10 protein-coding genes and 2 pseudogenes are annotated in these 12095 nt (G+C 62.3%); 2 read left to right on the top strand and 10 right to left on the bottom strand.

Going from position 1 to position 12095, the window contains the following annotated elements; all coding sequences use genetic code 11:
- Positions 1-60: 60 nt before the first annotated feature.
- From HALZIN_RS0111115 to HALZIN_RS0111130, 5 genes and pseudogenes are all read right to left on the bottom strand, one after another.
- Positions 61-915 carry a dienelactone hydrolase family protein gene (locus tag HALZIN_RS0111115; RefSeq protein ID WP_031384288.1) on the bottom strand — a complete coding sequence of 285 codons (855 nt, stop codon included), beginning with the start codon at positions 913-915 and terminating at the stop codon, positions 61-63.
- An 8-nt stretch (positions 916-923) separates the two neighbouring features.
- Positions 924-2639 carry a sensor domain-containing diguanylate cyclase gene (locus HALZIN_RS0111120; protein WP_084173528.1) on the bottom strand — a complete coding sequence of 572 codons (1716 nt, stop codon included), beginning with the start codon at positions 2637-2639 and terminating at the stop codon, positions 924-926.
- Positions 2640-3148: 509 nt separating this feature from the next.
- Positions 3149-3451, bottom strand: a pseudogene (locus HALZIN_RS18205) (group II intron maturase-specific domain-containing protein); the annotation flags it as partial.
- A gap of 54 nt (positions 3452-3505) precedes the next feature.
- Positions 3506-4825 carry a group II intron reverse transcriptase/maturase gene (ltrA, locus tag HALZIN_RS18210; RefSeq protein ID WP_084173532.1) on the bottom strand — a complete coding sequence of 440 codons (1320 nt, stop codon included), beginning with the start codon at positions 4823-4825 and terminating at the stop codon, positions 3506-3508.
- 102 nt (positions 4826-4927) lie between these two features.
- Entirely contained in the window at positions 4928-5848 is a 921-nt protein-coding gene (locus HALZIN_RS0111130; protein WP_031384290.1) for a LysR family transcriptional regulator, read from the bottom strand.
- A gap of 154 nt (positions 5849-6002) precedes the next feature.
- Here HALZIN_RS0111130 and HALZIN_RS0111135 point away from each other — a divergent pair, with 154 nt between their 5' ends.
- Positions 6003-6407 carry a RidA family protein gene (locus tag HALZIN_RS0111135; protein ID WP_031384110.1) on the top strand — a complete coding sequence of 135 codons (405 nt, stop codon included), beginning with the start codon at positions 6003-6005 and terminating at the stop codon, positions 6405-6407.
- 306 nt (positions 6408-6713) lie between these two features.
- Positions 6714-6887, top strand: a pseudogene (locus HALZIN_RS18405) (IS1380 family transposase); the annotation flags it as partial.
- A 265-nt stretch (positions 6888-7152) separates the two neighbouring features.
- On the opposite strand, the gene HALZIN_RS0111145 reads toward HALZIN_RS18405, so the two are convergent.
- From HALZIN_RS0111145 to gap, 5 genes are all read right to left on the bottom strand, one after another.
- Positions 7153-7491 carry an AzlD domain-containing protein gene (locus tag HALZIN_RS0111145; protein ID WP_031384291.1) on the bottom strand — a complete coding sequence of 113 codons (339 nt, stop codon included), beginning with the start codon at positions 7489-7491 and terminating at the stop codon, positions 7153-7155.
- Complete coding sequence (locus tag HALZIN_RS0111150; RefSeq protein WP_035575317.1) at positions 7470-8171, bottom strand: AzlC family ABC transporter permease; 702 nt, start codon at positions 8169-8171, stop codon at positions 7470-7472. Before HALZIN_RS0111150 ends, HALZIN_RS0111145 begins: the two co-directional genes overlap by 22 nt.
- Positions 8168-10156: a helix-turn-helix domain-containing protein gene (locus HALZIN_RS17135; protein WP_051907483.1), complete on the bottom strand. Its 1989-nt coding sequence runs from the start codon at positions 10154-10156 to the stop codon at positions 8168-8170. Before HALZIN_RS17135 ends, HALZIN_RS0111150 begins: the two co-directional genes overlap by 4 nt.
- A 265-nt stretch (positions 10157-10421) precedes the next feature.
- The gene (locus tag HALZIN_RS18410) at positions 10422-10838 is read right to left on the bottom strand and encodes a reverse transcriptase domain-containing protein (RefSeq protein ID WP_328286641.1); all 417 of its coding nucleotides are present in this window, start codon (positions 10836-10838) and stop codon (positions 10422-10424) included.
- 250 nt (positions 10839-11088) lie between these two features.
- Positions 11089-12093 carry a type I glyceraldehyde-3-phosphate dehydrogenase gene (gap, locus tag HALZIN_RS0111165; protein ID WP_031384294.1) on the bottom strand — a complete coding sequence of 335 codons (1005 nt, stop codon included), beginning with the start codon at positions 12091-12093 and terminating at the stop codon, positions 11089-11091.
- Between the last annotated feature and the right edge of the window lie 2 nt (positions 12094-12095).

The following is a 12095-nucleotide window of genomic DNA, read 5'->3' on the forward strand; positions in this document are numbered from 1 at the left end:
GCGAGCGATTCGGGAGAGCGGGAATCGTAACGGCGTATCGCTAGCCGGACGCCTCGCGCATCAGTTGTCGTTGAGCGCCTTGTCCAGCGCCAGCAACGCCGCCTGCCAGGAGGCGGCATCCGCCGCGGCATTGTAGGCCAGCGGCAGGCCGTTCTGCTGGCCTAGCTGGGTGGCGTCGGGATTGGTGAAGGCGTGCTTGGCGTACGGGTAGTTGACGACCTTGACCGTCGCGCCCTGACCCTTGAGCTTGGCGGCCATGATCTTCAGCGCGTCGCGCTTGACCAGCGGATCCTCGGCGCCGTTGTACAACTGGACGATGCCGTCGAAGGGCTGCGGCTGATCAACCGCCTGGGTAGGGCTGCCATAAAAGCTGATCGCGGCGTCGATGGGCATGCCGGCCAGCGCCATGTTCATCACCACGCCGCCGCCGAAACCGTAGCCGATCGCCGCGATGTGTTCGCCGTCGACCGCCGGATTTTCGCGCAGCTTGGCCATCGCCGCCTCGAGGCTCGCGCGGGCCGTCGGCCAATCCTGCATCACCTGGCTGGAGAACTCACGCACCCGGTCGGGGCGGCTGGCGGTCTGCCCATTGCCGTACATGTCGACCGCCAGGGCGACGAAGCCCAGCGCGGCCAGTTGGTCGGCCCGCTGCTTGACGTAATCGTTGAGCCCCCACCACTCATGGACGATCAGCACCGCCGGGCGCGGCTCCGAGTCGGCGGCGTTACGCGCCAGGTAGCCCTGGTAGGTCTTGCCGCCGGTCGCGTACTCGAAAATTTCGCCCTGAACCCGCGGCCCCTGGTCGATGGCCACGGTGGGTGCGGCGGCCGCTTCGCCGGTCGCTTGCTCTGCCATCGCCAGCGGAGCAAGGGCCAGCGCGGGAAGCAACCACATCAGCTTGAACAGGCTACGCATAGCTTTCCTCATTTATGGTCTTTGCCTGACTGCACGGGCTCAGGCGCCGCACGCCGCTCGGCGAGCGCCTGCTGAACCCGGTTGCGACCCTGGCGCTTGGCTTCGTACAAGCCCATATCCGCACGGTGCATAAGCGCGTCAGGCGACTCATCGTCGCGACGCTCGGCAACCCCGAAGCTGACGGTGAAATTCAGCCAATGGCCGTGAAACTCGACCCGCACGTTCTCGAACTTGCCCCTTAACCGCTCGGCGAGCATGGCCGCCTCGACCAGCGACTGGCCATCCAGCATCAGCGCGAACTCCTCGCCTCCGATGCGCCCGAAGAGATCGTCGGCGCGCAGTGTGCTGCGGCAGATCTCCCCCAGGCTGGCAAGCACCAGATCGCCGGCGGCGTGGCCCCAAGTATCATTGATCGCCTTGAAATGGTCGATGTCGAAGTACACCAGCGATAGCCGGGTGTCACGACGCTCCACCCCCTCCAGTTCGCCGCGCAGACAACCCAGGAAGGCGCCGCGATTGAGCGCGCCGGTCAAGCTGTCGGTGGTCGACAACTCGTGCAGCTTGACCTCGCGCTGCTTGCGCTCGGTAATGTCGCGGGCGACGGCCAGCAGCCAGTCATGCTGGCCGTTCAGCGAGTTCACGTAGGGCGAACAGCCGACCTCCAGCCACACATAGTGCCCCCGGGCGTGACGCGCACGCATCTCGAGTTGCGCCCCGTGATCGCTGGCTATCGCCTCGGCGATGCGGCGCTGGACATGCGGCGCATCATCGGGCGGCAACAGCTCGAGCAGCGCGCACAATTGCAGCGTATCGGGGGTATGGCCGAGGATGCGTTCGACCGAGGGCGAGGCGAAGCGGCACAGGCCGTCGGCATCGACCAGCAGGATCAGATCGCTGACGTTCTCGACGATGAAACGGTAGCGGCGCTCGCTGTCGGCCAGTGCCAGCTGGGCCTGCTTGCGCAACGTGACGTCCTCGCAGAAGCCGTGCCACAGCACGCTGCCGTCGAGCTGACGCTCCGGGGTCGCGCGCCCCTGGACCCAGCGGGGATGGCCGTCGGGATGGCGGTAGCGAAACTCGTAGCGCCAGACGCTCAGCCGCCGAGCACTGCGATGGACGCTATGCCACAGGCCCTCGAGATCGTCGCCATGGACGCGTCCGATGGCCGCCGAGGCATCGCTCATGACGGCCTGCGCCGGCAACCCGAACAGACGCTGGGCCCCGGTGCTGACGAACGGAAAACTGAGTTCGCCATCAACGCTCAGGCGGCACTGGTAGAGCGCCCCGGGCAACTGCTCGCCGAGCTTGGCGAAACGTTCGAGCAGCGCCTGGCGCTCGGTGACATCGATCAGCGACCCGACCAGTTCGGTCACCTCGCCGGCGTCGTCACGGTGCAAGACAATGTCGTCCTGCAGGTGGCAGACGCTGCCGTCGCGGTGGGCCAGCGAATAGTGCAGGCTCAACTGGCGCTTGCCATTGCTGCGCGCCTCGTCGAGGCGCGCCAACAGCGTGTCCCGCGCGTCGCCATCGAGCCGCTCGAGCCATAGCTGAGGCCGTTCGCGCAGCGCCTGCCGCTCGAGACCGCACAGATCGGCAACATTGACGCTCAGGTAATGCATCCGCCCCAGCCACCAGTCGCGATCGGTGGCGTACACCACGGCGGGCGATGCACCCAATAGCGCGTCCATGAAGCGCGGCAATAATTGCAATGACGATGCCGGCATGCGTTGCGGCCCCCACGTGAGTTCCCTGTAACCGCGTCGTTGCTAGCCCGAATATAGCACCAGATCGCTCGCGCTCTCGCTTGCTCTTTGATTCCACAGACAATTCTTCCTCACTCGACCGCACACCCCGGTACGGCGCTCAATCAGAAAAACCTCTGTTAAACCCATTATCTGCACGATCATCATGGCACCTGATGCAACATCCGGGCTAGCGGCGCTTCAGGCCTGGCCGCGGCCGTACGGCGATCAATCGATGGGCCTGATCAATGCCTGTGTTCATGGTTTCTCTGCATGGGCTGGTTGCTCCGGCACGACGGGATACGTTACACGCAAGCTTAGCAGGCAAGCCCCGAGTCCTCGAACCGGACTTAGCCTTCGCCAACCCGAGACCGGCACGGCACGGAGCGTCATGCGCGAGCACATCGAGATAGGGGTCGGGAAGGCTTCGCCTCCCCGCCCTCCGAACCGTGCGTGCGGTTCTCCCGCACACGGCTCTCCAGTCGATGGTTTCAACATCGTGATTGGCTCGCTTGCTGCCAGGCTTCGGCTAGGGTGAAAAGCCCGGCAGCGGCGAAGAACCTATTGGGCCAACGTCGCGTGTCTGTTCCGGTGTTGCCACGCCCAGGGCGTTTCTCCTGCTTGCGCAGGATGGCGCGAAGCCGTCGGCGGATGAAGCCATCCAACGGCCGGAACGTTGTCCGATAGGCGTGTCGGAAGTAGCCGAACCAGCCTCTTAGCAGAGGATTGAGTGAGGCGATGATCTGCCGCAGACTCTTGCCTTCCGTCCGCCGCGTCTTGCTTCTCACCTTGTCCTTGAAGGCTCTGAGACTCTTCCTACGTACCCAGCGCTTTCCCGCCTCGAAGCGCTAGCCCAGGAAGTCGAAGCCCTCGCCGCGTTGTCGACAGTCACCGATATGGGGCTTGTCGGGGTGCAGGGTCAGGCCATTCGTCATCACCCAGTCCTGCACGTGGGCCAGGGCCTGCCGGGCCTCCTGCTCGCTGTAACAGAGGATGACAAAGTCGTCGGCATACCGCACCATGCGATAGCCGCGCTGGGTCATCTCCTGGTCCAGCGGGTGCAGGTAGAGATTCGCCAGCAAGGGGCTGATGATCGCTCCTTGCGGCGCTCCCGCGGTGGGGCTCCAGCAGTTCATCTCGCTAACGATGTCCTGCGTCAGCCAGGTACGCAGCAGTGACAACAACCGACCATCGCTGAGCCGTTCCTCAACACGGCTCATGAGGCGGTCATGCGGGATGCTGTCGGAGAAACCCAGCCAATCGGCGTCGACCCCCCAGGTCATGCCGGCCTTGAGGCCATCATCGACGGCCCGCAAGGCGTCCTTGCAGCCTCTTCCTGGTCGGAAGCCATAGCTCATCGGCAGGAACTCGTGCTCGAGAATCGGTTCGATGACACGCTTGAGCGCCGCCTGAACGATGCGGTCCTTGACGGTAGGGATACCCAACGGGCGTGTCTTGCCGCCGCCCTTGGGGATCTCGATCCGCCGCACCGCCTGTGGGCGGTACCGCCCCGCCGCCAGGTCGGCCTGGAGCTCCTCAAGGTGGCGTCCGGACTGCGCGGCGAAGCGTGACACGCTTTGCCGATCGACCCCCGCTGCACCCTGGTTGCGGTAGACCTGTAGCCAGGCACTCGCTAGGGTCGACGAGCGGTGTACCTTGTCGATCAGGCTGAACCATTTACGTCCTTTGACGCCGTTATCCAGCGCCGCCAACATGCGGTCCGTCCAGATTGAGCGGTCACCCCCCGCCATAGCGGCCTCAAGCTCCCGCGCGTTAGCTTCGAAGCGCTGCTGGTGCAGCGTCCAGCCCTGAGTCAGATGATCCCGGAGAACGCGAGTTGCCCATTGGCGAAAGCGGACCGCCCGCCGAGAGTTGACGCGGTACCCCACGGAAATGATGGCATCGAGGTTGTAGTGCAGCCTCGCACGCTTGACCTTTCTGCCCCCTTCAATCTGAACTTGTAAGAATTCCTTACAAGTTCCCTCTTCCACCAACTCTTCCTCTGCGTAAATATTTTTCAAGTGGATAGTGATGTTCTGCGGCTTGACGTCGAATACCTCGCTCATTTGCCGTTGCGTCAGCCATACGGTCTCTTGGCCTTCGTCCAGACGCACGTCGACCGCCTTCTCGGCATCTTGATAGATAAGGATTGGAAGTTGTTCGCTCATGTCGGTCTTGTTCGAGTGAGTTCACCGTCAACCGACCATAGCACGCCCTCTCCGACGAATCCGACAGGCTCGACTTCGACACCGAACCGGCAGCCGGGCCCGTCACGAAAGAGGTGGATGGATGACGGGCGCATGCCGCGCCATGAGCTCGGCGATCCAGTCGATGAATACGCGCAGCTTCGCGCTGACATGCCGGTTTGGCGGAAACGCCAAGTACAACGGCATCGGGTCGAGCCGCCAATCCTCGAAAAGGGCTACCAACTCACCCGAGGCGAGATGCTCCCTGGCCATATAGTCCGGCAGCCAGAGAATGCCCAAGCCGGCCAGGCCCGCCGCAAGATAGCTATTGCCATCGTCCGTCGACAGGACGTAGCGGCCCTGCACCTTGATGCTCTCCTCATGGCGATGGATGGCGAAGGGTTTGCCGAGACGGGACCCCAGGAAGCCCACGATTCGGTGATGGGTATTTTCCAGCTCGCCAGGATGCGCGGGCGAACCGGTACGCTCCAAATAGCTGGGCGAGGCATAGACCCCCAGCCGCAGGTCGCCGATGCGCCGCGCCATCAGCGATTGATCGGTAAGCTCGCCACCGCGCACCACGCAATCCACCTTCTCGTCGATGATGTCCACCATGCGATCGCTGACGCCCAGGTCCAGCTGGATTTCCGGGTAACGGGCATGGAAGGCAGGTAGCGCCGGTACAAGAATCATGCGCGCCAGTGGACTGGGAACGTCCACCCGCAACCGCCCCCTGGGTACGCTCGAGGCGCCGGACAGGCTGGTCTCGGCATCGTCCAGGTCAGCCAGCAACCCTAGCACGCGCTCATAGTAGGCGGCGCCGTCGGCAGTCACGTTGACCTTGCGCGTGGTGCGGTTCAGCAGGCGAACGCGCAAGCGTGCCTCCAACTGCTGCACGAGCTGCGTGACGCTGGTCTTGCTCATGTGAAGGGTGTCGGCGGCCTTGGTGAAGCTGCCGGTTTCCACCACCCGCGCAAACGCCTGCATTGCATCGAAACGGTCCATGGCTTCCCTAAATAGTGACCCAGGGCTCTTCGTGATTGTTCGTGATCTGCAAACAGTGATGGCCAGGCTTGCTCGTTTATCCGCGCCCCCACGGCTCCTAAATTATCACCATCGTTGACACGGGTCGCTTCGGCCCGCTGATGGAGACAAGACCATGACCAAGCGTGACGTCGTTTTCCCGGCCGGGCGCCAGGCGCTCTACGAGCGGAACCGCTATTCGCCGGCGATTCGATCCAATGGGTTCCTGTTCGTCTCGGGCCAGGTGGGTAGCCGCGAAGACGGCTCCCCCGAGCCGGACCTGGAGGCACAAGTCCGGCTCGCCTTCGACAATCTGGTGGCGATCCTGAAAGCAGCGGGATGCACCTTCGACGACGTGGTCGATGTCACCGTGTTCATGGTCGATCCCCAATCGACCTTCGAGACGGCCTGGAAGGTGGTGCCAGAGTTCTGGGGGAGCGCGCCGCACCCGACACTGACCGCCGTGGGTGTCACCTGGCTCTATGGCTTCGATTTTGAAATCAAGGTGATAGCGAAGCTGCCGGAATCGGCCACCGAATGAGCCCGGCATTGCGGGTAGCCTTCGTTGACTATCCTGCACCGTGGTGGGAGGAACGCTCGGTAGTTTCTCCGCGAGCAATATCGTGCTCGCTAATGACCGTCACCACTCTCGGCCACCACTCGTGCCCCAGGGGTAAAGATGTCGCGCCCGGCAAGGATCTTCGTAGCTCGCTCGCGCAGCGTATCGCTCTCGATCAGTTCGAGACGAAACAGCGAGGTGGACGCCCGGAAGGAGAAGGTCGATGGCTACACGTCGATCGCCGCCTATCTGGGCAATGAAGGCTGGTGCCAGGGCCTGGAGCTGCGTCCCGGCAAGCGGCGCCGGATACGCACCGTATTGCAGGAACTGGTCCATCGTGCCGCCGTGGTAGTCCACAAGGCCCGTCAGATCATCCTCGATGTCGGGCAGGACATTGGCCGCATGAGGGTGTTGAACACCCTGCGGAGCCGGCTGCGTTACCCGCGAGGATCGCCCTGCTGACCAGCTGCCGGAGGTTATCCACCAGCGGTGCGCGAGTGGCGATCATCGATCGCCAGGCTGGCCGTGTCTGGCAGAGGGCAAAGCCGGCAAAATCAGGCTATCTGGACCGTTCAGCACGGGAATTTTTGGTGATATGGACCAGCGCATCCATCGATATGCGATCCAAATGCTCAAAAAACGCTCATTGGTGGAGACAGGGCGAGTGTCTGCGGCGGCATCACGGATTCAGGATAATATTAATGGGTGGCATGAAAGACCTGAGACATTAAAAGCCGTTAATAAAATATGTGGATATTCCATAAAAAAACGTTCCAAGGACAGTCGGTATGGCGATGCCACCAAAAAAATTCTTGCATAAGATAATAGTCAATAGTGCTACGTATATGTTCCAGTCCTGTGGCGCGAAGGGGGAGTCAAACAACATGGGAAATAGCGAGATCGTCAGCAACGCTGCCAATGCCGCAGGTCCAATGGCCGCTAGCAGCTGCCTGACGGAGCCTGGCAAGTTGCGGCGAGGCACTGAGTGCTGCATGACCGGCAGCCACCGCAGCAGAAAGGTGACAATGCCGGCAAGCAGAATCGTCAGGTGGAGCGTCGAGAGCATGGCTTCCTCCTGAGCTGTGATGAGGCCGCTCCTAACAGCATCCCCAATGTGAGGGCGTGATAGCTTGGCAGTATCGTCTGGAGCAGGGCTGTAACCAGTACCGTAACCACAATAGTGCCGAGCCACTTCCGTACGCCGATCTCCAGTAACAGCACGAAGAACAACGCCGGCAGGATGAACTCCAGGGCCGCCGCCAGGGCGATAGGAAGCTGGTCGATTTCTCCACCGAACGTCACACCCATCAGCGTGCCTGCCATCCAGGCGCCATAAGCACCGAGTTGCAGGCCCAGGTGCCACGCTTGTCGATCCTCTGGCGCAAGCTGGTCGAGACGTCCAGCTGCCGTGGCGAAGACCTCATCTGTCAAACCGAATGCCAGCAGGGGCGTAGGGTACCGCTTTCCCTGGGCCATTAGCTGTGGCATCAGAGCCGGGCCATAGAGCAAGTGGCGGGCATTCATCAGCAGCACGGCGACGAGGGTGCCGAGCAGCCCCGCTCCTGATGTCAGCAGGGCGACAAGGATGAACTGACTTGCGCCGGCGAATACCACCATGGAGATCAGCAGGGTGGACTGGGGCGACAGCCCCGCCTGTAGCGCGGTCAGGCCGAAGCCAAAGGCGATGGGCAAATAGCCAGCAGCGACGGAGGCACTGCCAGCGAGCCCTCTCAGGAAGGCATTCATGGTGCGCCCCCATGCCTACGGAAGGTGAAGACATGAGTACCACCTTGCCAGTCATCTGTACCCGTGGTAGCAAAGACGCGACGATGATGCAGCAGCTCGAACCCATTGAATCGAGCCAGTTCCAGGAAGCGCCGAGTATACGTCTTGCGCTCTACCTCATAATCAAAGCCGGCCACCATCGCTTGCATTTCTAGTCGAAAGAATCTGACGAAGACGCCGAGCGGGCAGTGAGCGGCCTGTTCCAGACCCTGACTATTCAGTCGGGATAGCAAGCTCCGGCAGCGCGTGACGGCTTCGTTGACCAAGCCGCGCTGCGCCTCGAGTACCGCCAGGCAGAGGGGCTGGCGAATATCGTCGTGGCAGCTTCGGGTATCTGCCGTAAATGCTCGGAGATCAGCGCGCTCCAGGCATGCTGTGCTAGCCAGGATATAGGCACTGTGATGAAGAACTAAGGCGCGCAGCCGGGTCTCCCGATCATGAAATTCGGGAAGAAACTCGTCGGCCACGCATAGCAGACCACCGGGTTGTAAAAGCTCCTGACACTTCTTGAGCATGAAGGGGGTGTTGAAGTGATGTGAGGCACCCACCGAGGTCAGGAGCCTCTGGCTGGCCGGAGGTGTATCGAGTGCAAGGAAATCCCCGTGATGAGGTTTGATACGCTCTTGTCCTTTCGAGAGCGCCTTGAGATGGGCGATGGCGACGTCATCGGGTTCGACGGCTGTTACCCTTAGTCTTGGCAGTAGCTCGGTCAGCATCAGCAGGGCGGTGCCCGGGCCCGTGCCGATGTCAATGGCGTTGCCGGTTGCCAAGTCGCCGCCGAAGGCCAGGATGTCCTCTGCCATAGCGACCATCTGGCGAGCGTAAGCTGGGTGCACTAACTCATAGGCGGCGTAGTGGTCGAAATCGATCCTGCTCGAAAAGGCTTCTGCTTCCTGAGAGGTTGCGTGTCGATTGAAGGGGGCTTCGAGCGTGACCGTGCCGGGCAAGGCTATGTCGCCACGCTGTAACGCGACTTCACTCGTCAGGCAGTCAAGGACAATGTATGGAGAGTGACGGTGTTTCTCCGACCGGACCGAGGTGTCAGGCAGGAAAGGAGATTCGGCCAGGCGCGCGAGCCGTCTGGCCTCGTCCAGAATATCGTCAACTCCCTCGAGAGGACTGGCCACAAAGGCCGAGGTGGTTGTCAGTGGTACGACTGCCCAGAAGGCGTCGTGAGAGTCGTGGCCAGCCACGCAGTAGATTGGCCAGGCATCACTTGCTCGCAAGCCGACATGCTCGATGACCTGCTCACCTATATCGTTGCTATCTTTTGGGGCATGGCGCAAACGTAGCAGGCTGCCCGTGAGCCCGGTGGAGGTCTCGATCGCCAACCGGTGAAACAGGCTGCGGGCGCCTTCCCATTCCTGCGGCGTGTCGGGCCAGTCGATGGCTTGGTCCACGAGATGGAGGTGGCTGGCATCAGTGGGGTACTCGATGAACACGATTCCCACGGCTGGTTCGTCCGATGCGCCGTAGAGGTGTTCCACGTCTGCAGCATACTCACAGGATTCTCCAGGATTGAGTCGCTGGGGGCGCAGGGCATCACCCACCAGCATGCTTCCCTGTTGCACCACCACCCGCTCGCGAACGCCTGGTGCATGCGGTGCAGAGCGCCTGATGTGTCCGGCCGGCAGTGCCAGACGGTAAGTCTCGACGACCGGGTTGCTATCATGTCGTTCGATTAAGCGAACAGACGCGCCCTGCCCGCTGAACTCGCCAGGCTCGGTTGGGCCGCTTCCATCATTGGCCACCAAGTCGCCGAAGGGCACGCCAAGCGCGTCGGCAAGTAGCCATAAGGTATCGATTGTAGGGTTTCCTTGGCCCGATTCCATCCTGGATAGCGTGGATTTCGCGATACCGCAGCGCTGGGCCAGGCCGGAGAGGGTTAGCCCCCTGTGCAGGCGAACACGTTTCAGGTTGCTGGCTAGAGTGGCGAGATGCTGCACTTCTTTCGTTCCTTAAAAGGGACTATGTTCCTTTTATAGAACAACCGAAGAGAAAATTCAAGCGCTCAAACGCATGGCGAGGCTGGCTGGAAGGGCTACCGTATTGCCGTGGAGGACGCCAGGTGCTGGCTCTCGGATCTCGTTTAGCCACCCGGGGAGCCAGCAACTATGCTGGGCGGTTATCGGCTTCGAAACCGCCTGTGGAGGAAGGCGGTCCCTCCAGCAGTTCCTATATTGGGTGAAGTGGCGGAGACACCGATCCTAACTAGTCCACATCATCCAACAGGATATTCGCCAGCAGCGGGCTGAGCGGCCCACCCTGGGGCGTTCCCTGCCGGCGTGGCGCGGCCAGGCCGTCCTGGAACATCCCGGCTTCCAGGTAGCGACGGATCAGGCGCAGCCCCCGTTTATCGTGGACGCATCGCGCGACCCGCGCCATCAGCAGGTCATGGTTCACCCGGTCGAAGAAGGCTTCCAGGTCAAGATCGACCACCCAGCGGCGGCCCTCTTCAACGTGGGCCTTCATGGCCGAGACGGCCTGCTGGGCGCTGCGCTTCGGGCGATAACCGTAGCTCGACTCGGAGAAATCCGGATCGAAGAGCGGCGTCAGCACCTGCTGGATCAGCCGGTCGGTGACCGTGGGAATGCCGAGCTGTCGCGTCCCGCCCTTGGGCTTGGGAATCTCGACGGCTCGGACCGGGCTGGGGGGGGTACTCCCCGGCCAGCCGCCGCTCGCGCAGCGTCGGCCAGTGCGTTTTCAGGTGGTCGGCCAACTGGTCCACCGTCATGCCATCGGCCCCCGGCGCACCTTTGTTGGCGGACTTGGCACGCCAGCCTATGGCGGCGGCCTGCCGATGCGACATCCGTGCGAAGCCGTGAGAGCGCGAAGAGATCTCACCGGCAAGCCGCCACACCTGGTGGGAAGACCTGACTCAGCGAACCGTAGCTTGCATCGCCAAGGCGGTATCCAGCATGCGGTTGGAGAAGCCCCACTCGTTGTCGTACCAGGCCATGACCTTGACCAGCCGGTCGTTGACGCGAGTATGGTTGGCATCGAACGTGGAAGAATGGGCATCGTGGTTGAAGTCGATCGACACCAGCGGCTGCGCGTTGACCGCCAGGATCGATGAACCGGCCGCCGCCTTCTCGACAATGGCGTTGACCTCTTCCTTGCTGGTTTCGCGGCTGGCGGTGAAGGTCAGATCGACCAGCGAGACGTTGATCACCGGGATGCGCACGGCCAGACCGTCGAGCTTGCCGTCGAGTTCCGGCAATACCAGGCCCACCGCGGCGGCGGCACCGGTCTTGGTGGGGATCATCGACTGGGTCGCGCTACGCGCCCGGTACGGATCCTTGTGATAGACGTCCGACAGATGCTGATCGTTGGTGTAGGCATGCACGGTGGTCATCAGGCCGTTTTCGATACCCAGCGCGTCGTTGAGCGCCTTGGCCACCGGCGCCAGACAGTTGGTGGTGCACGAGGCGTTGGAAACCACGCGATGCTCGGCGGTCAATATGCCGTCGTTGACGCCGTAGACCACCGTGGCGTCGACGTCGGTACCCGGCGCCGAGATCAACACCCGCTCGGCGCCGGCCTCGATATGCTGGGCGGCCGCATCGCGCTTGGTGAACAGCCCGGTGCACTCCATCACCAGATCGATCTTGAGTTCGCGCCACGGCAACTGGGCGGGATCGCGCTGGGCGAGGGTGCTGATTCGATCGCCGTCGACCGACAGCGACTCGTCGTCGTGACTGACAGCGTGACTAAAATGACCATGCACGCTGTCGTGCTTGAGCAGATGCGCATTGAGCGCCGGATCGCCCAGATCGTTGATGGCGACCACCTGGATGCGGTCCCGATAACCGTTTTCATATAACGCTCGCAGAACGTTGCGACCGATACGTCCGAACCCGTTGATGGCGACACGCAGTGTCATGG

The organism is Halomonas zincidurans B6, from assembly GCF_000731955.1.
Taxonomy (GTDB): Bacteria; Pseudomonadota; Gammaproteobacteria; order Pseudomonadales; family Halomonadaceae; genus Modicisalibacter; species Modicisalibacter zincidurans.